General features: G+C 61.0%; 13 protein-coding genes and 1 pseudogene. 6 read left to right on the forward strand and 8 right to left on the reverse strand.

Annotated elements, in window-relative coordinates; all coding sequences use genetic code 11:
• Positions 1–208 precede the first annotated feature (208 nt).
• The 6 genes from QZ409_RS10280 to QZ409_RS10305 form a co-directional block, all read right to left on the reverse strand.
• Entirely contained in the window at positions 209–2,071 is a 1,863-nt protein-coding gene (locus QZ409_RS10280) for a thiamine pyrophosphate-binding protein (RefSeq protein ID WP_296710333.1), read from the reverse strand.
• A 20-nt stretch (positions 2,072–2,091) separates the two neighbouring features.
• Positions 2,092–3,759 (reverse strand): FAD-dependent oxidoreductase, encoded by a 1,668-nt coding sequence (locus tag QZ409_RS10285; RefSeq protein WP_296710337.1) that lies wholly within the window; start codon positions 3,757–3,759, stop codon positions 2,092–2,094.
• 36 nt (positions 3,760–3,795) lie between these two features.
• Positions 3,796–4,782 carry a hypothetical protein gene (locus tag QZ409_RS10290; protein WP_296710340.1) on the reverse strand — a complete coding sequence of 329 codons (987 nt, stop codon included), beginning with the start codon at positions 4,780–4,782 and terminating at the stop codon, positions 3,796–3,798.
• Positions 4,783–4,805: 23 nt separating this feature from the next.
• The gene (locus tag QZ409_RS10295) at positions 4,806–7,007 is read right to left on the reverse strand and encodes a pyridoxal-dependent decarboxylase (RefSeq protein ID WP_296710367.1); all 2,202 of its coding nucleotides are present in this window, start codon (positions 7,005–7,007) and stop codon (positions 4,806–4,808) included.
• Between the two features lie 5 nt (positions 7,008–7,012).
• Complete coding sequence (locus QZ409_RS10300) at positions 7,013–11,002, reverse strand: M36 family metallopeptidase (protein WP_296710342.1); 3,990 nt, start codon at positions 11,000–11,002, stop codon at positions 7,013–7,015.
• 171 nt (positions 11,003–11,173) lie between these two features.
• On the reverse strand, positions 11,174–11,518 hold the full coding sequence (locus tag QZ409_RS10305; RefSeq protein WP_296710345.1) for a hypothetical protein: 345 nt from the start codon (positions 11,516–11,518) through the stop codon (positions 11,174–11,176).
• An 8-nt stretch (positions 11,519–11,526) separates the two neighbouring features.
• On the opposite strand from QZ409_RS10305, the gene QZ409_RS10310 reads away from it, so the two are divergent.
• Positions 11,527–11,856 (forward strand): hypothetical protein, encoded by a 330-nt coding sequence (locus tag QZ409_RS10310; protein ID WP_296710347.1) that lies wholly within the window; start codon positions 11,527–11,529, stop codon positions 11,854–11,856.
• Positions 11,857–12,350: 494 nt separating this feature from the next.
• Here QZ409_RS10310 and QZ409_RS10315 read toward each other — a convergent pair whose 3' ends face one another.
• Positions 12,351–14,375 carry a prolyl oligopeptidase family serine peptidase gene (locus tag QZ409_RS10315; protein ID WP_296710349.1) on the reverse strand — a complete coding sequence of 675 codons (2,025 nt, stop codon included), beginning with the start codon at positions 14,373–14,375 and terminating at the stop codon, positions 12,351–12,353.
• 373 nt (positions 14,376–14,748) lie between these two features.
• Positions 14,749–14,970: pseudogene (locus QZ409_RS10320) on the reverse strand (hypothetical protein); the annotation flags it as partial.
• A 394-nt stretch (positions 14,971–15,364) separates the two neighbouring features.
• Here QZ409_RS10320 and QZ409_RS10325 point away from each other — a divergent pair.
• From QZ409_RS10325 to QZ409_RS10345, 5 genes are all read left to right on the forward strand, one after another.
• Positions 15,365–16,312 (forward strand): hypothetical protein, encoded by a 948-nt coding sequence (locus tag QZ409_RS10325; protein WP_296710352.1) that lies wholly within the window; start codon positions 15,365–15,367, stop codon positions 16,310–16,312.
• 125 nt (positions 16,313–16,437) lie between these two features.
• A complete protein-coding gene (locus tag QZ409_RS10330; RefSeq protein ID WP_296710355.1) occupies positions 16,438–18,159 on the forward strand; it encodes a M4 family metallopeptidase in 1,722 nt (573 codons plus the stop codon).
• A 99-nt stretch (positions 18,160–18,258) separates the two neighbouring features.
• Positions 18,259–19,590: a hypothetical protein gene (locus QZ409_RS10335; protein ID WP_296710356.1), complete on the forward strand. Its 1,332-nt coding sequence runs from the start codon at positions 18,259–18,261 to the stop codon at positions 19,588–19,590.
• On the forward strand, positions 19,580–21,193 hold the full coding sequence (locus tag QZ409_RS10340) for a hypothetical protein (RefSeq protein WP_296710358.1): 1,614 nt from the start codon (positions 19,580–19,582) through the stop codon (positions 21,191–21,193). The genes QZ409_RS10335 and QZ409_RS10340 overlap by 11 nt, the downstream gene beginning before the upstream one ends.
• A 210-nt stretch (positions 21,194–21,403) precedes the next feature.
• Entirely contained in the window at positions 21,404–22,225 is an 822-nt protein-coding gene (locus QZ409_RS10345) for a ferritin-like domain-containing protein (RefSeq protein WP_296710360.1), read from the forward strand.
• Positions 22,226–22,321: the final 96 nt, after the last annotated feature.

A 22,321-nucleotide genomic window follows, 5' to 3' on the forward strand; every position in this document is an offset into this window, starting at 1 on the left:
GGAAGAACCGTTTCAGTGACGAGCATATCGTTGGGATTTTGAAAGAGCATCACTCCGGAATAAACGGGATCAACGATGCAACCTTTCGTGGCCGGCGTCGAAATACCGCAGGATGGAAATCTCGAATGCGTGACACTCATTTCGGCGGTGCGAAGAATCATTTTTCCACGTGTCAGCAAACATTGTGTGTCAATCGGTTTGAGCGCCATCAGTCGAATGCCGCAGCGACCACGGTCGTGGCACCTTGCCGGGTATTTGCGATCTCGCCCAAGAGGGCACGAGCTGACGTTTGGGGGCCGAAGGTATCCCGGAGCGCTTGCGGCAAATCGCGGGAGTCCAGTTCAACGGCCACGATTGCCGGGCGCTCGCGTTCGTCAGCGAGCGCCTCGAGTACCGCTTCCAGTTCAGCGTGTGTTTGGACGGCATAACCGATGCCGTGCAGTCCTTCCGCAAGCTTGACGTAATCCCAGCGCGGCAACACGTCGAAGAACGACGGCTCTGTGCCGGGATTTGGGAAGAATTTTTCGTCAGCGGGAAGCACCTGCATGTCAACCAGGTATTGCTCGACGGCATAGATGCCGTTGTCGAAGACGAACAGAATCGCCGGAATCTTTTGCCGGGCGAGGGTGGAAAAGGCTTGCGGGATCATCTGGAAGCCACCGTCGCCGACAAAGGCGATAGGGCGGCCGCCCGGCACCGCAGTGCCGGCGCCCAAGGCTGCCCCGACCGTATAGCCGATCGAGAGCCAGGCCGTTTGCGCCACCCATCGCCCCGAGACTTGCAGAGGGATCGCCGCGGACGGGAACAAGGCGACGCTGGTATCGACCAGATAGACCCGATCCTCGCCCTTGGCGGGTGTCATCGCCCATCCGCGCATGCGCTCAAAGAACGAATCCCAGGTGAGTCGAGCCGCCCTGTTCGCCGTGGCGGCAGCCATGGCAAGCGGCGGGCTCGCATTGCGAGCCTCGATCAGCTCTGCGAAGCCGGACGGAGCAGCGTGTGAGCGCGATGCGGCCGACCCGCCAGACGCGCCCTTGACGAGATCCCGTACGAGCAGGTCGAGCGGAACGTTCTGATACGTGTCCCCCATGACCCGAACGCTGCGCCGGGCTGCGACCACGAGCTGGTCTTGCGCCCGCTTGGCGACGATGCCGTAAAAATCGCTAAGGATGGTGCCCAGACCGATCAAGCAATCGGCGTCCTCCACTACCTGCCTGATGTTGGCCGGTGCAAACGCACTATCATAGACGCCAATGAACCGGTGCGCGTTATCTGTTTCAGAGATCAGCCCCTTCGCCATGAGCGTCGTCGTGTATGGGATACCCAGCGCATCGACGAGCGTCTGGAACTCACGCTCGAGCTGCAGCCGCTGCAGGAGTTCCCCACCCCATAAGACTGGGCGTTTTGCGCGTTCGAGCCGGTCGAGGATGGCGGTGGCTGCCGCCCGGGCTGCGACCGCTTGCTCCTGGGGTTCTACGATTTCCGGCGCCGCCGCAAGTGGACCAGCTGGGTCCGCGCAGTGCTGGCCCCAGAGGTCCTGCAAGACTTCGATGTAGACTGGGCGGCCCGTCGCCAGGCAGCCGCCCAGAACGGCATCGATCTGTGCCGGCGCCTCGAATGGGTCGCTGATCACAGCGGTCAGGACGAAGTTCTGGCTGCGGAACGGATCGGTAATTTGCCGGAAGACATGCTCGTCCGTCCGCATGGTATCGATCGCGTGTGCGAACAGCACACCCTGACTGATCAGTTGTTCGACCTTCGTCGTGGGTGCGCTGCCGTTGATCAGCACGACTGGCAGCACCTCGACATACGACCCGGCAAACGCATTGAGGGCACTTAAGGAACCCACACCGTACGTGACGCAGCAGATTCCGATCCTGCGGGTCAGCCGGGCGTAAGCGTCGGCGGCGTAGCCAGCTTCCATTTCGTTGCTCGTTCCGATCCAGGTGAGCTTGCCGGAACGTTGGGCAGCTAGCAGGAACTCGGCGTTGTAGTTTCCGGGAACGCCGAACATGTGCTTGCCGCCGAGCTCGGCGAGGCGGTCGATCAGGTATTGCTTGATTGTGGTCATCCGATCCTCCCGAACCCAAACTATCGCGGCCGTGCTTTGTCCCATATGGTTTTGGTGCTCGGCGCGACCGCGGCCCGCAGTGCGGCCGGGGAGGCCGGTTTCGCCGGCTCCGACAAACCGAATTCCTCTTGCAAAAGATCGTCGGTCGTCTCCAGCGCGCCTTCGACCCAGCCCTGCTGATGCGACCAAGCCTCGCCGCAGATATAAACCGGTGCCGTCGGGACCGGGCGCCGGATGCGTTGCGCTACCTGCCGCGCGTTTACGCCGATTTTCCAGAAGTGCCAGCCGCCGCCGAAAGGCTCCTGCGTCCAATCCTGATAGACGGCAGCGTAGGGGGCGATGATTTGGGCGGTAGCCGGATCGGGCACGTCACTAAGCCCGTGGATCTCGCGCAATTGGTCCTGCAGTTCGGCGACCATCGAGGCGGAGGCGGAGCGGTCGCGAATTGGATTGGGGATCGGCACGCCCGGCGGCACTGCGAACGGCGGCGGTTCGTAATGGGCCGTGTCGCGCGCCAGTCCGGACCAGTACTGGACTGAACTGCTGTCATTATAGCTGGCCATCAGAATGGCGTTGACGTCCCTTGGCCGGCTGCCCCCCGGCGGCCTGACGTCGTCGTCGGGAAGCCAGTAGTAGCACTGTCGCACGGGCAGATCCGTCACCGATCGGCCGGAGAAGAGGCTACGTTCTTGCCACCAAGGGCGACGATATGCGGCGAAGATCTTGAACGCGGGCTGCGCCAACACCGTTTTCAGGTCATCTTGGAACTGCGGATCGGAGAACAAGAAACTATCCTGGTGCAGCAACTCGATCGACCGCCGCGGCAGCGCCAGGATCACGTGCCGCGCCCGTATGATCTTTGCCGCCGCCGGGTCGAGCTGCCGGTTCCGAAACGTGGCTGGATTTGTATCGAAGGTGAGTTGCACCGCCGTGTCGTGGAGGTCCAGCCGATGAAGGCGATGTTGCAGCCGAATCGTGGCCCCGTTTGCCTCCGCTTCCGCGCCGAGCCGGAGCGGGATCGACTGATAGCCGTCATCGAAGGCGAAATAGTCCAAACCCGGACCGAAGTCGGCCAGAAGGAAAGGGATCGCCTCGGCCGCGCTCCAGTTGCCAACGATGCTTTCGTAGCCGCCCGCGTCGCGCACCATTTGGTAGGCTTCGAGGCTGCATTCGTCGAGGAGCAAGTTCCAGAAGCCGACGTTGCGGAGCTGGCCGAGCCGATGTCGATGCTTGAGGCAGACCTCGACGAGCAACTCGCCCGGGGAGCGTCCCCGCTCGCCCCGATCCAGCCGATAGGGTGGAACGAAGGATGGCCGGGACCAGTCGGCCGAGGTAAAATGTTGGCCTCGCAAATAGTAGAGATTGCTCTGGGTTGGATCCACGACGCTCAGCGGGCGCGTTTCGAGCTTGAACCTCTCCTTGAGCGCAACAACGCGCCAGTGGCTGTTGAGGTAGCGCATGCCGCCCAGCTCAATCTTGCGATGCTGGGTGCCCGGCAGGTCCATGGAGAGTAGCCGGCCGCCGATCCGATCACTGTACTCGAACAGGCCGACCCGCGGCTTCTTGCCCGACTCGGTCCAGAGCTTGGTTCCCTCCCCCCCGGTAAGGATCCGCCAGGCTGCGTAGACGCCGGCGACGCCGCCGCCTACGATTGCGACGTCCAACTCCTCGATCGGTTTATCCGGCATGAGCCACCCCCAGTCCTCGACCGTCTTCCGGCCGGGTTATTTTCGTAACGCGGCGAGGTTGCGCCAAAACGTTTCCAAACTTTCGAGGCCTTGGAACGCGGCGCTCCAAATCGTCGCGTCGCAGACGAGCAGCGTGCCCGCGAACATGTTCGGGCGCGCCTGCAGCAACGCGTTAAACGACTTATGGCCGGCCTGGACGAACGGGTGTGGCGCAGCAGCCGGGTTGATCGTCTGCAGCGCCAACACGTCCATTGTCTCGTCCATCCCGGGAAGCGAGAGGTGCGGCAGATGCGGATGCAGATTGAAGGTCCGCACGCCGCGTAGCAGGCCGTTTCGGTCGAGGTCGGCGCGTGTTTCGAGCGGCGCGGGCGACCCGTCGGGCGCCGTCGCCGGATTGAGGCCATACAGGTTTGCGAACGGCAGACCGAGTCCCCGCGCAAGCGACAGGCAGAAGGCGCCGAAGCGTTGCTGCGGCGGGATTGTCGGGTCGCCGTGATGGCGGTACTCGATCTCTTGCGACCGCAGCGCGTTCTCCCCTGGCACCAGCGCGGTCCCGCCGATGTCGTGGTGGGGACACAACACGAGGCAGTGGCTCTCGTCGGAGAGGAAATGACGGACGAGCTCGATCTCGCCCGGCGCTGCTTCCTGCCGGCCGCCGGATGCAGGCGCACGGACGTGGTCAAGACTAACCACGATCAGCGTGTCAATATCTGCGAGCAGCCTCTCGTCGAGGTGTCCCGTCGGCGGCTTGTCCCCTTCCCTCTGGATCAGCACGACCTCATTGCCGGTCGCCTCCCGGATGACTCGCTGGAAGTGCTGGAAGTCAGAGAGGATGACGTGGTCAAGGAAGCCCTCGATTCCCTGCGGAAAGCGTGCGGGATCCCGCAACTGCTCAAACTCCGGCCACAGAATCCGCCGGAACTCGAAGAGAGTTGGGTAGCGGTTGTCGAGCACGTGGAGATTTGCCCCAATCTCCCGCGGGCGACTCCATGCGAAATACAGTCCGAACCGGCGTGATTTCATACTGGGCCCCTCCGCGGTCCCGGTCAGTAGCCTCGGCTGCCCTGCAGCTCGCTAATCGCATCGAGCGCGGCCTTGCGCAACTCGCGCGCGAGCACGTCGATGAAGGAGCCGTCGCTGGTTTCGGTGACCCAAGGGTCCATGACGACTGAGCGGAGCACGGTGATGACCTCCTCGCCTTCTGCCTCCACGGACGCCAGCCCGAGCCGCGTCCTGAGGTCTTGCATGAACGTTTGGCCATACGCGCTCTTTGCAAAGTCCGTGGTGCTGACGATCATGTCCGAGCTGTAAATGTCCGCGCCGGGTTTAATGCTCAGCCGGCCGTAGATCGCGCGGTTCAACCGGTTTGCTCGCACGAGCTCCGAGTTGCCGCGAAAGTTGAATGCGTAGGACAGGATGTTCTGGTCCGGCCCGATTTCCTGCAGCAGCGCCATAGCTGCCGGATCGCTTCGGATCTCGTCGTTCGTCTTGGTGTCGATCAGCTCAAGGATCTCGGTCCGCTCTGCGGCGATGGCGGCCTGATCCTGGCCGCGCCGTTCCGCCGGCAGCCGCGGGACGGGCACGACCACAAACGGATCGGAGGGACCGGCTAGGGACAGCAGCCGGGCGTAGAGCTTACGGCAGCTGAAAAGCGCCTGGCAGATAATCTTGCCGTAACCCTCCCGGGTAGGACGGATCACCCGGTGGCTCAGATAGACCGCCGCTGCGGCGGCGCCTGGCTTGGAGCCTTCCACCCCATAAATGCCGACCGTCGGTTCGGCGTTTCCATGGTAGATGACTGGCGCGCTGAAGGTCACTAGATCGCGCATGGCGCCGTTCCGGTAGCAGAGCGCTCCAGCCGGGTATGGGATGTAGCCAGACTTGTGGGGATCCACGGTGATCGAATCCACACGGGCGAGCGCCTCCAGTTGGCGCGCGGTATATGCGCTGATTGGAGCTCCAACCGGTGGGCCACCAACGAAGCCGACCCCGGGATGCGGCAGGTCGAACGGCTCGTTGATGACAGAGCGGTGATAGCCGCCCCAGGCAGCGTCCGCGTGCACATGGAACACTAGGCCTTTCTTCGCATATTCCTCGCGCAGTGCCAGAATCTCGGCTAGCGGATCGACCGCGCTCTCCTCCGTTGTGCCGATGACCGCAACGACGGCAACGATTGGGTGCTGGCCGGCGAGGCAGGAGTCGAGATGTTCACGGAGATCCTGCAGGTCCTGCCGCGCATCGCGGTCCACCGCGATGTTGACGAGGCTGGCCGCCCCGAGCCCAAGCAGCGCGACTGCCTTCGGGTGCGAGTAGTGCTTGGTGCCCGGCACGAAGACACGTGCTGCGCCCAGGCCGCCCAGGAAGCGCTGCGAGAACTCGGCCATGCCGAGTTGCTGCAGCGAGAAGCGCCCGATTGCCGCGTTCAGGTCTGCGGATGCGATCTCAAACTCGCGCTCAAGCCGCGCCGGGATATTGAGCACTACGTCGGCCTCGAGATTGAGCATGGACCAAGCGTCGAGGTCCACCAGCCTCGCCCGCGTTCCGTCAGGCCTCGTGATTTCGAAATGGGCTGCAGCGCCCAGGTTGGGCGAGGCCGTGTCGGTAATGGCCGCCTTCACGGCAAGCGGGTAGAATCGGAGGTTTCGCGCCGACCAAATCGCTTCGATGTTGGCTACCGTTCCGTCGCAGGTTATGTGTCCCCAGGGGCGGATGCCAGCGCCGTCCTTCGGGATGACGTAGCCCAACATCCGACACAGGTCGTCGCCTACGAGCAGCTCGAGATATGTGGTTGCGGTCGAGCCCTCGAAAGCAACGTTATTGGGGTTGTAGAGCATGGCTGAGAAGTAGCCAAGCATGCCAGGGATCGTCAGATCCCAGTTCATGTGACCCTGGTAACGCATACTGAAAAACGGAACTGATTTTTTCAGGAAGGCGAGCAGTTCGTCCAGCCCCTCTTGAAGCGCGTCCAGCGCCCGCACGTAGTCGTCCGAGCGCTTGATTGCCTCCGTGATGTGGGTAGGGTCCGCGGGGTGATAGTTGCGGCGCCAGAACACATGGTCGCGTATTGCGAGCGTGACCATACGCTCGAACATGTCCGCGTTCTCTCCTTTCGTCCCGAGGAACCACGCTTCCGGTCCACGTGTACCCGGTCCTGCCAGGGTGGGGCGGTTCTCGGCCGCGGCGATCCACGCGAGCGCGGCCCGGGCTTGGTCCAGCTGCTGACCACTGGCGTCGCGAGGCTTTTCCATTCCGGTCACGCGACCGGCACCGGAACAACATCCTCGATGATCCCATCCACCCCCGCATCCGCCGTCGTCGCGTTCGGGCCCATTCCGAACCGGCCGAAGGCTGCGAGCGCCGCCCGGCGCGCGGTTACATGAACGGTCTGCGGGATGCGGCGCTGATCCAGCATGTGGTCGAGTGCTAGCAGGATGGCATCGCGCGCATCGAGGAAGGACGGGTTGGCAGGGGTGAGCTTCAGCCCATCGACCACCATCTGCCAGCCGAGCCGGTAACCGTCCACGTTGCCCAGGACTGCACGCATGCGGCGGATCATCATCATGAGGGCGGCGCACCAGATCTCACCCGTCTGATGGACGTCCGGCAGGCCATTGGGGTCGGGGTCATCCGTTTCAGGATTGAAGCGCGGGAACGTACTCACGTTGCCATATGTGAACGGGTAGCGGTCGTCGTAGGGGTTCGAACGGATGCCGGTCTGGTTGTTCACGACCCAATTCCCAGTAATGACCCGCTCGTCCTGACCGTTCTGCGCTCGGTAGAAGTTCTGAATGGTGAGGGCGAAGAAGTCGCTCCACCCCTCGCCCATGCCTCCGCTTTGCGCGGCGTCCAGCGTGTGCCCTTGCCGCGTCCCGCCGACGAGGCGGTTAGTCAAGCCATGCGTGAACTCGTGGAAGACGACGTCCGCGTCGAAGGCGGTGTGCCGGTTGGTGCTCTGGACGAGGCCCATGTTCATGATCGGCGGCGTTCCGTCCTCGGCGGTGGACATGTTCGCGGTGCCGCGGACCGCGCCGCTGTGAGCGAGCGCGCGGACCTGGTCGCCACCGACGCCCGTATGGGTGAAGTTCACTTTCTGGAAGTTGCCGGCCGCTTCATCAAAGCCGAGAATATACAAGAAATCATGCATGTAGTTGCAGAAGTAGAAGATGTTGAGCAACTTCTGATTGTCGTCGAACCGGTCGGCCGGGTTGAACTCGACCACATTCCCGTTCGGGGCCCCAGTGAGCGACCTAGTGCTGAAGTTGAGGGTCGCGACAGTTGCGTTGCCGACCGTCTTGTCCACCTCCACCCAATCGGCGGGAAAGCCCGCCAGAGGCGCGCCCGGCATGACTGGGAAGTCGGCGATCGGCCGGGGGAAGTCCGTCATGCGTCGGTCGGCGATGCCGGGACTGAACTCGAAGACGTTCCCGCGCGCCTGGGCCATGTGCATCATATCGCGTACGTACAGTATTTCGCCAGCGGTCCGATCCGCCGAGACGATCACCGCATACTGCTCAAACTCGGTCTCCCGTGTGAATACGCCATACCAGCCGAGCCTTGGACCGGCGACCTGGTCGAATATCACAAGATGGGCCGGGACCGGTTTGGAGAACGGTTTTTCCGAAGCTTGTGCGTCCGGGGACGTGGCGACCCAGTCCACCACGCTCGGCTGCGAAGGCAGGGTTGGGAAGCCGGCGATCACCTTCGGCTCGAACCCGTCCAGCTTGAATGATGCCTGAGTGGCCTCTTGGCCGAACTCGTCCTTGACGGTGCGCGCCCCAGCAGACGCCAGGTACTTGGCGGCGGTGGCGACAGCCTGCTCCGCTATCATCATTGGCGCGGTATCCACTTCCGTGGCGAGAACTACGCCGTCTCCGAGCACATCAGCTTCCTGACCTCCTGGCGCGAACCGCACCGTATGCGTGGTCCGGAACATTGGCACGCCGCGGTAGAATTGCTGGAAGTGAACGATTTCTGCGGCTGAGCTGGTCCGTTGCGGCACCGGATCGGGCACGAACTCGGTTCCGTCTGAGGGCCTAGCGGCCGTAAAGCCTGCGGCCCGCACCCGCTCGGTCCGCAAAACAGAGAGCGCGCGGCTAATCACAGAGCCAGTAGGCTGGCGTGGGGCCGAGGCGGCCCCAGGCATCGCCTCAGCCGCGACAAGAGCCTCTGGGAAGCTAGAATGAGCGTTCAGGCGCAGGCGGCGGGCGCCGGGCGGCGCGGCGGTCTCCAGCGGCCGGACAGCCTGGTTGAAATTTCCGGTGTCAATTTCCCGTGCCATTTGTGTCCTCCCCGTCATCAAGTTGGCAGGTGTTGTGGCAAATTGCGGCGCGACGCCGGCCACGCCTTTTGCTGATATCCAGGCGGCAGCGGCAACGGCGCGCGCGATATCTGCGGCGAAGTCCGCAACGACGACCCTATCGCCAGCCCGGTGATAGTTCGGGTTGGCTTGAGGCGCGGGCGAGTCCGGTGCCGGACCGACGAAGAAATCTTCGGAGACGACACAGGCTGCGTAACCCTGGGCCTGGAACGGGGCATGGTCGCTACGCCCTGCCGCCGGGTCGTCGGCGCCATAGACCTGCACCGGCTCCAATGCTGGCGAGACGAGCGGGGCAACCTGGCCCAGCACGCTCGCCAGGGCGAGTGAACGCGCCTGGACCTCCGCCGACGGCGCGTAGCCGGCGTGCACCTCCCAGGTGCGCGGGGGCCGCTCGTGATAGCCGATCATGTCCATCTGGTATACGGCGACGATCGGCGCCTGCTGCGCCCGCTGCTGCCGGGCATAGATCCGGCTGCCGATAAGGCCCTCCTCCTCGGCGTTGAACAGGACGAAGCGGATCGTGCGGGCGGGCGGCGCCGCCGCCGTCGCCGCGAGGCGTGCGAGGCACTCGGCGGCCAGAAGCACTGCCGCAACCCCGCTCGCGTCATCGTCCGCGCCCGGGGCCGCTCCGTGCACTTCGTCATAGTCGTCATCGTTCGCGGCCGTGGAGTCGAGATGCGCCGTGATCAGGACCAACTCCGGCGAGGCTCCACGGAGCTCGCCCTCGACGTTGTAGAGCGTCAGTCCCCGATGGCTGAAACGGCCCATTCGCACCTGGAGGCGGCCATGGCCCGCCGCTTCCAGGTCACGCGCAAGCGCCATCGCGGCCCGTTCATTGTCGCCGTCGACGTCGGCGATATGCCGGCTCCGGATCGGTCCGGAGTCGTCGGAGGAAAGCGGCCTGATCCCGCTGTATCGTTCCACAAGGGCGAGAATGGCGTCGCTGCCGATGCTGGAGAGGACCTCACCCTCCTCAGGGGAAAGCTTGGCCATCGCGGCCGCCTCCCCGGCGAACCCGACTGAGGCGCCCCCGCGCGCCGGTTCGAGCAGGTGGGGGTCGGGCATCAGCTTGAGCGTGTGGCCATGCCGCGCTTCGGCAAAGTGGAATTCGCCGGGAGAACGGCCTGGGGGCAGGGCGGCGAGCAAGCCGTCCTCGGTCGCCGACAGCAGCAGCGGGCCGTCATCGCCTGCGAAGAACCGCCGCGCGGCACCGCCGGTCACGCCGAACCCGCTCCTTTGCGCCAGATCGTCCCGAAGCAGGTACAAGTCGGACTCGTTCGGCGCGTCCGGGTTGCCCAGGAAATCGACCTGCAGCAGCAAGTTGGCGATCTCGGTGGCAGCACGCTGGCTCGTGATCCCGTACACCACGCGTCCGCTCCGGCCGGCGACGTGCACCGGGACGAAGGCGCGCCGCCGCAGCAACTCGTATCCCTCCTGCATATGTGCCGGCGGCATGGTCACGCGGACGTAGCGCAGCCGTTCGCCCGCAATCACCTCATCGATCAGCAGCGGATGCGGACACACGCGCAGGCCAGCCTGCATGGCAAAGCTGCGCTCGACCGCATCCTCTCCTACGAACAGGCACTTCTCAGGCGTTGCCGCACACCCGGCCAGCTCCGCGGCGCAACCGAAGATCGCAGGTGAATTCTTGGTCAGGCCCAAATCACGCGAGTAGAGCCGCAACGCCGGGTCGAAATATTGCAAGATCGCGGCCGTCTCGAGCACGGCATCCATTGCCGCCTTCCCGTCTTCTCCCGTGTTGGAGATGATCCCGAGATGAAGTCCCTTGGCCTGCAAAACGGACAGCAACCCCGGCACGAAGGGATAAGGATCGAAACGGACTAGGTGCAGGGGTGGCGGTGACAGGACCGCAGATCCGAGAGTGTCGCCCAGATCAAAGAATATGGCGCAGGGCGTTTCCGGCAAGCGTCCTCTCCCTTGTGGGTCGCATTTAGCATGCGCTAAAGCTAGAGCGATGTCCTGGCACAATCTCAGCTTCGATGAACAATCGCTTGATCGTTTTTGTCATGGACTTGACTGGCGCGACAAATTATTCAAACAGATGGTTTCGCGGTCCCGATCCGGGAAGGCGACGTGTCAGCAACCGATAGCGACACTAGCGTCGCCGCCCACGACGCAGCCTGCGCGCGCTATCGGTGCGGATGGTTCAGACTCCGGCGAGCAGGCCATGTCGCCATGCCCAATCCAGTATTGCAACGGCATGTGAGTCGATAACGAGACCTGCGAGGCATCCGTGAACAGCACATGGCCGCTCTGCGGATCCCGAAGTGAGTTGACCGCGTAATGGGTGATATCGAATGCATCGGGATCGCGGTCGGAGCTCGGGTTGAGCTCCCGCAATTCGACGAGAGCCTTGCGGACCGAGTCATTGCGCTTGCGTTCTTGCCAGAGCTGAAGGTCTTGGCCGAACAGGACCGACATGACTTGCAATGGCTCAAAGTTTCGGTCTGTCCCATCGTGGCGCCGACATCGCTCAGGACCCGGCCGATTTTGTCGACCTCCATGCCGTCCGCACCGACCTTAACGAAGCTCACTGGATGGACCCGCGTGCCTATCGAAAGCGCAACGCCGAGAGCGGCTTGTGCGGCCGTGCCAGCGATCTCATGCTGGGATTTCTCGATGGCTTGGCCGGTCTGGGATCGCCGAAACAGAAGCTGGTCTTCGCCAATGTTCGTGCTCAGTTGCACCTCGAAATCTCGATGGAAGTCGAGCACTGCGTCGCTGATATCCATTATATGCCGCAGGCTAATATTCCCTAGCGCACTCTTGGGATCCTCGTTGTCGACAATTCGTCCGCCACCAAGAACAGCCGCGCGAGCCTCCTGCGTATTAAATACACTTACGAGCAATTTCCGATTAACTCGTCGTCCCGGTTCAGGAAAACTCATATGCCCGTCCCCGCAATTTTTTTTGGTGCAAATGATTGAAAGTTGCGAGTATACAATACTCGTTCTACAAATTGAGCAAGATAGATTTCCGGTGAATAACTGCCGTTCACGCTAATGTGAACTTGCCGAAACCGCCGTCGAAGCACGTGTCTGTTTGGACCGCTTCCACCGAGCGTCGGAGCTCCAAGCCGGCGCCGGCGCACAGGCGCGCCACGACCGCTTGCCACGACGAGGAACGCGGCCTCGAGCGCGATCTCCTCGTTCGGCGTGGCCGCGACTGCGCGCCACCCTTCCGACCGTCGGGAGAGAGACACGACCCTGGCTGGCTGCAGCAACCGCACGTGCCGCGCCCGGGCGGCCCGGGCTCAAAGATAATGCAGACCGGAGCGGGTCAGCAGCGCCGCGTAGAAATACAGCTCCGCATCCATTGCGCGCCGGATGTTTTCACCTTTGCGGAAACCGTGTTGTTCGCCATCGAACAGGACGTAGCCAACAGGGACGTTACGGTTTTTCAGCCCGTCCACCATCAATTGAGTCTGGTTCGGCGGCACGATCTTATCCTCGGCCCCTTGGAAGAAGATCACCGGCACCGTGAGTTGGTCGATGTGATTGATTGGCGACCGCTCGGCATAGGTCTGCTGCTCCTGCGGATAGGGTCCGATCAGCCAGTCGAGATAGTGCGATTCAAACTTGTGCGTGTCGCGCACCAGGGCGGCCAGGTCGCTCACGCCGTAATAGCTCGCGCCTGCACTGAACGTCTTCTCGGCTGCTGTCAGCGCGCGCAGCGTTGTATATCCGCCGGCGCTGCCACCGCTGATGGCCAGCCGGCGCGGGTCCGCATTGCGCTGGTCCACGAGATAACGGGCGCCAAAAGCGCAGTCGTCAACGTCAAAAACCCCCCACTGCAGCGCCAAGCGGAGCCGGTAGTCGCGACCATACCCCGTGCTGCCGCGATAGTTAACGTCGAGCAAGCCGATTCCGCGGCTGGTCCAATACTGGACCGAAAGGGACATGGTGCTGGAAGCGGACGCGGTCGGCCCACCGTGGCACTTGACTAAAACGGGTACCTTCTCGTCCGGGGACGCCGTGAACTCGGCCGAGAGAGGAGGATAGTAGAATGCGTGCGCGACCTCGTTGCCGCTCGTCGTGAACTCGATCGCCTCTGGGGTTGAGATGTAGGGGCCCACTGCATCGCTCAAGACGGCGGACGCCCGCACTACTCGCTCGGTGCCTGTCTGTAGATCGAGATCTATCAGTCCTTGCGGTTCGGAAGCGTTCCCTCCGAGAAAGACGACCCGGCCGGCGCTCGCACGGACTTGCGAGATGTCGGTGAACCGCGTGGCGATCGGCGTCAGCTTGCCGGTCCGGGTCTCGACGCTGCCAAGCCTCCAGATGCCATCACTGACGTAGCAACACACGAGCCGCTCCGCGGATTCGAAGGCGTATGTGGACATGTTGAAGTTCCACTGCGGCGCCCCAAACTCAGCGTCCATGGGCAAGACCGGCTCGACCTGCCCGTTCCGCTCACGATACAGGTTCCACCACCCGCTGCCCCGGTCCGACACGAAGTAGAGGACGCCGTCGGGGGACCATTGCGGCTGGAACAGGGCCTCGTCTGGCCCGCCCGCGACCCGGCGCGGTTTGCCGACGCTCTCGTCGTCCAGCACCTCGGCGACCCAGAGGTCGGTCGTGACCCATGGCATGTTGGGGTGGTTCCAAGTAAGCCAGGCCAGCTGTCTGCCGTCCGGGCTGAGCCGGGGCGCCGCGTAGAAATCGTTGCCCGAAACGATGACGCGCGGCGGCTTCACCCCGGACATGTCCACGCTTGCCAGCGTGTTGCGTGCCTGCCCCTGTACCGTGTGATCCTCATGCACACAGAACATCCGGCCACGCTGCGCATCGATCACCGCGTCGGCGTAACGGAGCGCATCGGGCGCGATGGGCGGCGGTGCGGGATCGACCGCTGCAGCTTGCGAGAGTTGGTCGCCAGGGTGGGTCGCCGGCAGGCCCTGCACGTTGCCGGCAGGCTCCGCCGTTCCGGCCGCCGGCGTGATGGGGCGCGGCGCCTGTCCGGGATCCTGACGGTACAGCCGCTGATCAGCGTAATTGGAGAAGTAAACGGTCCCGCCCTGGATCGCGAACGCACCACCACCATACTCATGCACCCGCGTGCGGACATTGAACGCGTTTGTGTCGTCAGGCGTGACAGGCTCGATAGTCCCGTCCCGTCCCAGCCGGTAGACGAAGTAGCGGCCCTGTTTCTGCGGCTCCGATTCGGTCCAATAGAGATCGGCGCCGTCCAGCAGGACCTGATCCAGCCGGATCGCATCAGCCAGCACAAGCTCGGATGTGATCGGGGAGCTCCAGGATCCGTAAGGACTGATTGCCATCGGACGCTCCTCGTTACATTCTGCCGCGCGGGTAGCAGTTGCGCGGAGCGCAGATTAATTAAACTGTCGGCAGCAAGTCAACGCCTCCCGGCAGGGGCCTCGCCACCCGGCTGTTCAGTTCTCTTCTGTAACGGGCCTCTGGTAGTCAATCCTTTTTTGCGCTGTCCTATCGCCGGATCGCTCTTCTGTCCGTGGTCGGCGCATGGCCGCCACCTGATGGGATTAGATGAGGATGAAGCCGGCCAATCTAGTTGCGCGTGGTCGTTGACGCCACGGAGCGTTTTGCGGTCTGACCTCGTCCATCGTCCCGGCGATGGGACTTCGCATCGGGAAGGCTGGTGTTTTGACCCGCCCGAAAACTGTTATCTCTCTCCTATACGGCTACAGACTTGAACGAGCGAACGGGCTCGCCAGCGAACGACGTTCCATCGACCCACATCCGGCGCAAGATGACTCCGAGCTTGCGCGCCAGCGCCACCTTCGCCTTTTTCATTCCCGCCCGCCCAGCCAATTTCATCGCCCAGCTTTTGAGCATGTTCGCTCCCTTGAGCGGCCGCGTCAGAATGATATGGGCCGCCTCGTAGAGAGCCGTGCGCCACGCGAGGCGTGGCATGAATGTCGATATTCTTTCTGCGCAGCGAGAGGATATCAGCCAAGGTACCGCCCACTCCAGCTTGCCCTGTGACATGAATTCCCTGGGAAAGACGAAGAAAACTTCCGTCACGAGAAATCGGGGTCCCACCGTCCTTGTTAATCTCAGCGTGCCAGCGATAGTCCGCTCACTGGTCCCTCATGCATCTCGATGACAGAAAATTCGGCATCCCTCGGCGCGCGAGCGCGAGCCGGCCCGCCCCGAAACGTATTTACAGGCCACGGCAGGGCCTCAACGACATTCTAGTCTGGTCAAAGCCTTGCTCAGGGCGTAGTCTCGGCCGCGACAAGGCTGCCATCTGGCGAATGTCGGCTGAAATGATACTGGTGAGGCCAAAATGTTGACGAAATTGGCCGACAAATGCAAAAGTCTGGGTGTTATCGGTGCCGCGATAATTGTAATTATAGTGCTTTTAGCAACAATGCGCGATTTATTTGACAGTCGGCAGGAGCTTATTCTTCTGACAATACCTAAGCAAATATCAATGCTAGGCTATACAAACAACGATATTGCTAAGTTGGTTACATTAAAGACAATTTTAACCAAGATAAATGCCGAACGCGACTTTGATCTTGCAACTCAGCGCTATGGCCTTCTTCCCCAAACGGATATAGAAAGTTTAAAAATCCCTGGTTCCGAATTTTCCGTTCGGGGGTTATCCAACTTAATTAGAGACCTTCTATTCTTGCCTAGCCGACGGATTCTAGCTTCTGTCACGGCGGGCAAGGATGAATACACATATTTAATAGCGGCCCAGAGCGACTTCGAGAATGGTACGGCACCCCGCTCAGATACTGATATTGACGATATTATCAATAACTTGTCTCAGTCTACCTTAAAGATCATGAGTCCATACACGTTGGCGGCAAGTTTATACAATGATGAGAAAGTAATAAATGGAACGTCTTTTCACAATACTTTGTCTATTATTAATTATATTCTCAGTCATGCGGTCAAGGGTTCTAGGCAAGAATACCTTGCAAAGAATCTAAAGTGTATAGTATCAAATGATTTGCATCTCTACGATGACGCCGTAACGCAATGTACAGACGCGATATCTATTGATAAAAATGATTGGCCGGCTCATGCGGCATTGAGCGAGGTTTATTTTTTTAAAGCCCTCCCTCGCATAAACCCAATGACGGGTGCCGCGCCTGACGATGCGAAGGAGCTGTGTCGCAAATCTATTTATGAGTACAATATTGCCTTTAAGGCGCATCAAACAGAAAATATAAAGGGCCTGCGTAAACTAATCGATCTGTGTCAAAAGGCTGCTGGAGATTGATGCCTTACAACCGCGCGATGAGATATGCTTGCTTTCAATTTCGTGAGTCAAAACGTAATCAGCTCACTTGACGCGCGCGGCGCGACCGCACATGCTATCTCTTGAGCGAGCAGATGGGGGGCGTCATGCGTTCGTTCAAGAATATAAATGTCGCTGGTCGTGGATCGGACATCGAGCCTAATCAGGTTCGCCTTCGAAATATGATGCGGTTTGATCAGGCTGTGACGGTTCCCGGACTCGAGGCCGTTCACAGGCGCCTTGACGGTCTCAGCGACGAGTCGGCAAGCCGACTGTTCCTTCAAACCTATCTGGAGGATTCCGGCGACGACTCTCTGCAAGAGATCACGGCTCCGCTGCGCCCGGAGCTCGTGCCCGACTTGCTGTTGAGCAGCGTATCTGACCAGCCCGCCTTGAACTCGCATTCACTGGCTTTTCAGCAGTCCGCGCGAAACATCCCCGTCTTCGGGGCGCGCGTAGTCGTCGACATCGACGCCGACCACAGGACGCTGGTCTCGATCAATGGAAAGGTTGCTCCGGTCCCCGATGCTCCGCCGATCGCGACGCTTAGTCCCGCAGTGGCTTGGGACCGATTGGTGCATTGGTCTAACGCCAAGAATGTCCTCCCCGATGCGTTCGTGCCACCGGTCCTTACCTGGTTCTTGGACGAAGAAAAGGACGTCTGGCATCTCGCGTACCACTTTGCGGCGGCGCCGTTCCCTCCGCCGGACGAGGGACATGACGATGAGACCTCCGCGCATGCCTGCATCCGACCAAGCTTTCGCGCGTCGCGGCCTGAATTCGATTTTTTCGTGGACGCAAAAAGCGGGGAAGTCGTTTTCTGGTTCAGCTCGACGCCGGGGCTCGATGTTCCGACCCCGATGTCGGGCATCGATTGTTTCAACTGCGCCCAGCAGTTTTACGGACTTGCGGGCCAAGCCGGCTATTCACTGGTCGATCCGATCCGCAACATCGAGACTTACGACTACAATTTCCAGGACATGGATCTGAATCCGCCCTTCCCCAAGGGGCCGATTTCGAATGCAACAGTTGACCTGGCCGCAAGCTCGCCCCAAGCGGTTTCCGCGCATTATCACGCGACGCTGGTTTTCGACTTCTACAATAACGAACTGAAAAGGAACGGCATCGACGGCAAAGGCATGAAGCTCGTGTCGGTGGTGAACGTCTATTCGAGTGGGAACAATCCGCTTCCGGCCCCGCAATGGGGCAATGCCGTCTTCTGGCAGAACAGAATGTGGTACGGGCAGGAGAGCGGTCAAAGTTTTGCGAAGTATCTCGACGTCATCGCCCATGAACTTACACACGGGGTCACGGGGTCTTCCGCGGGCTTGGTGTATCGAAATTTGCCGGGCGCACTAAACGAGTCGTTCAGCGACATCTTCGGCATTGTCATAGCGAACTGGTTTCCGCAAAGGCCGAACGCGATCTCAGGCTGGACCTGGGAGATCGGTTCCGGTTTGGCTGCCGGAGGCGGGCCAATTCGCAATTTTGCCGACCCCGCCGCCGCCGGTCAGCCTGATCACATGAATCAGTACAAGAAAATTACCCAGGACAATGGCGGCGTGCACATTTACAGCGGCATTCACAATAAGGCGGTTTACAAGCTGCTTACCGCCGTGGATGCGAACGGAAATCTGTCATTCCCGACGCGCGAAGCCGTCCTGCTTCTGTATGTGGCCCTCACAAGGCTAACGCCGATGTCCGATTTTTCGGACAGCAGACGCACTCTCGAAAATGTTGCGACTGTTTATTACGGATATGATCCCGTCGTTCGCGCCGCTCGGCTGGCGACGATTGGTTCAGCCTTTGATTCGGTAGGCATCCATTAACAAACGCACTTACGTGTAGGCGTCTTCGCGCCGAGCGCATGACGATTTATGTGCGGTTCCAAACCCGCAATTTTTTTGCCGATCAGAGGAGCGTTAGCGATGTTCAAGTATGCGCCTCCAGCCGACGTGGACGACCTTGCGGGTCGCCCGTCGCGCGCAGCATTTCTCGATGATTGGCACGCTGCGATCGCTGCAAATTTTGCCGACGAGATTGCCAATCTGCCGCCGAATAACAAGCTTTTCTTTTCTGAGGTCGCAACGCCTGCGACGAGCGCCGATGCGCCGATTTCTTGGAACGCGTTCCCGCTTTCAATCACCCGCGACAATCCCATCGACCCGGTCGCGCGATGGGACGCCGCAGACAGGCTCGCTAATGTCGATCGTTCGCCCGACAAGAACTATAAGATTCCCATGCCATGTCGCGTCCAGGATGAGTATTGTGAATGGTTTGCATATAGGCAAACGTTGAACGGTCCGATTACGCGGATCGTGTTCACGGCCGAGGCTCCGGAATATTGGATTGCGCTCGCCGGGCACGATTTCGACCGAGTTGTCGAACTCTACCGACAAAATGTATCGCCATCCGTGCAACCCGACGAGTTGGAGCTGCAGCAGGATATCGTGTTCGGAGATCGCGTTCTCAAAGCGGGAACGTACAACCCTTACAACGAATGGAACACGACCAAGGGCCTCATTCACTTGACGCACCCAGCAAACACGCTCGGCGCCGAAATCAACCTCGCGGCTCGCGCCACCATCCCGCGGCGCGATGCGAATGGCAACCGCGTTACTGACGTACGTCGTTTTGCATGCGCTTCGAATTTTGGCGACCCAAACCGCAGCAGCGATCCGAACATCGGTATCGGAGTTAATCTCACCGCGATACCAGCAGCCGCTGGCGCGCAGGTCCAATCGATCACGCTCGCGAACCCGGTTGCCTTGTACATCGATCAGCTGGCGGCCGGCACGGTTACCGACGCGGGCGGAACGCCACTTTCTGGATGGTTCAAGATTGTTCGAGGAGTTACCGGCCGTGGCCTTATGGCGGTTCTCGAACCGCCGCCTGCATCGCCATTCGGACTCGATAAAATTCACATCCGCGGCAGGGCATTGACGCATGGCGGTCAGGTCGCCGATCGGATCCAGATGGTTCTATATGGAAAAACAGCGAATCTGGGAGAGCATACGCCGCCGCTCCAGCGCTGCATCATGCATTGCTGCTGCGCCACGGCTATTCCCGACGTGGGCAAAGTGAATCTCGATCACAACCCGGTTGCAGACATCTGTGATCCGGTGACATCCAAGGATGCCTTTCCCGAATTGATCGGTCCTGATGCCGCTCCGGCGTTGGCGGCCGCAAAGAATGAGAGCGGAGCAACCGTGACCAAGCTCGGACTGACGCGGCTCGCTGGAGGCCGCGATGTCCAATGAGCAGGAGCCGCTCCTCGACGGAGACGACATTCAAGGGAACATACTGCCGGGCTTCAATAGGACCGAGCGCTACCTCGTAGCTTTCACCTGCGCTGAGGGTCTTCGGCTTCAACGGGCTCTGGCGCGACTACGCCCCGAGATCACCACCATGTCGCAAGCGCTCGGTCACCGCGATGACCGCAAGCTGGCATTCCTTGCAGGCGCGCCTCCGCCGCAGCGGACCGATCTTTGGGTCAATGTCGCATTGGGGATCGCAGCAACCGAAGCGCTGGGCGCTCACGGCGTCGCAGCGCTGGACATCGGCGAGAATATGCCGTTCACGCAAGGCATGACCCCAAGCCTCCTGGGAGACCCCTACGCCCAGACGTTGCCTGATGGCGCCGAAAATCCTGCGGCGCTGGCGAACTGGAAAGTCGGCTCCCCTTCCAAACGTGCCGACCTGCTGCTCATCTTCGCTCATGACGCCGACGTCGTCACGGAAGCCGCGCCCGTTGTGGCTGAAATTGCGGCGCTGCTTGGTTGCCAACCGATCTATTGCGAAGCCGGCCGCATGCTCGACGGCGAAGCGGAGCATTTCGGATTTCGCGACGGCATCTCGCAGCCCGGCGTGCGCGGCAAAATCATGCAAAACGGAACGGAAAGGCTGGTCACAACCCGGTATGGAGTTCCATCTCGCGATGGAATCGATTTTGGGAAAGCTGGACAGCCGCTTGCGTGGCCAGGTCAGTTTCTCACCGGGCAATCGACGGGCCCGACCGATCGCCCGATGCTGTCACCCGAGCTGACCAACGGTTCATTCCTGGTTTTCAGACGGTTGCTGCAGGACGTCCACGCATTCTACGCCGACACTGATTCGCTTGCCCGTAAACTGACCGTCGACAGTAAAGTTGAGATCGATGGCGCCGGGCTGCGCGCCCGCATCGTCGGACGCTTTCCGTCCGGCGCGGCCCTCATGCGGTTCGACAAGGACCCGATCAGGCAGGAAGATCCGAACGCGGTCAACTACTTCGAGTTTGGCACAGAGCTTCCGCCGATCGTTCTGGACGATCAGACCAAAATTGATGGCTCCGCTGCCGATCCGGACGTTCTGCGCGGCCGTCGCTGCCCGGTGTGGGCTCACACCCGGAAGGTCAATCCCCGAGATCAACCAACGGATCGCGGGGGACGCGTCGAGACGCAAGGCTTTCAGATGCTTCGGCGCGGCATTCCATTCGGGCCGCCGTTCGATCACGCCAATCCCTGCAATCTGAGAAACAAGGAAAGCCGAGGACTGCTTTTTTTGGCGTATCAACGAAGCATCGATCGCCAATTCCTGGTGCTCAACAGCGATTGGATGAATACCCGCACCGGTCCACAGGCTGGCGGTTTCGATTTGCTGGTCGGTCAATACGTTCCCGACGAAGCTGGAGGGCAGTACGCTCCGAAGAGCGCGAGCTTTTTTGGACCGCGTTCGCAAGCGGCAGAACCGGACTTCATTGAGCCTCAGAGGCAGTGGATTATCCCAACCGGAGGCGGCTTCTTTTTCGCGCCTTCTCTTGCCTTCATAGACAAATACGGCGCTCCGCTGTTGGCTTTACGAGAGACAGATCGCGCTCCGGCCTGACCTTGCGTTCGAACGACATGCGGCGGCGCCAACACGAGATCAGGACTGCATCTCATCGATTTTCGTCGCGAAGCGCTTCGAGTTCTTCGCAAAAAGCAATTGCAGAATGTCTGACTTGCCAAATTGACTGCAGCCAGCATACCTTGCTGATGGGCCAATATTCAAGCCAACCAGGGGGGCGGCGAATGCGGGCGCGAAGCGAACGGCACCTTGAAGCTATTTTTTTTTGATCGCGTGACAAGCCGAGACGGCCCATTTTCAACGCTCGCGCTCCGAGCGGCGATCGCTCTGCCCGTCGAGTTCAACTGGCGTGAATACGCGATCTATCTGCTCACGATTGGAGCGCAGATCGAGCATTCGCTGATGGTGCAGTATCTCTATGCCGCCTATTCTCTGGGCGGCCCCCAAATTCCTGAAGATCACCGAGCGGCGGTAGCGGGATGGCGGCAGATCATCCTCGGGATCGCCAAAGAAGAGATGGGGCACCTCGTTACGGTTCAAAATCTGTTGAAGTTTCTCGGCGCGCCGCTGGCGCTCGATCGCGAAGACTATCCTTGGGATATTTTGCTGGCGCCTTATCCATTCACACTTGAGCGCCTGACGCGAGCCACGCTGGCGAAATATGTTGTGGCGGAAAGCCCGGAGAATTGGCCTGCCGGCGTTCCGGCTGAGGAGCGGAAGGAAATTGAAGGCTTGGCGGCGAAAGCAAATGGCAAGCAAGTCAACCGCGTGGGGAAACTGTTTGATGCGTTGACCGACATCTTTGGTGACGACAGCAAGTTGCCCAATTCAGCCTTCCATCCGGAAACCTATCCCCTACAGGCCTCATGGGACGAGTTTGCGCGTGGCTACGGCAAAGGCGCGCGGGGCTCCTCGATTGCGGTCACGAACAAGACGCCGGATGTGCTCGTGATTAGGGTCGCCTCGCGTACAGACGCGCTCGCCGCGCTCAAAGCGGTCGCCGAACAGGGCGAAGCGCCGGGCGATTCGTATCCATCCGGCGTAGCACGCAGGCGGCCGGCATCAGGTTGATCGCCTCGCCAGGATCGTCGGATCGTCTTTGTGCATTTTGATGAGGTCGATCAGGTTCTCGATGCCGAAATCGGTGAAGGCCATCTCGCCATCTTC

It is taken from the genome of Rhodoblastus sp. (assembly GCF_019449565.1).
In the GTDB taxonomy this organism is placed as follows: Bacteria; Pseudomonadota; Alphaproteobacteria; order Rhizobiales; family Beijerinckiaceae; genus Rhodoblastus.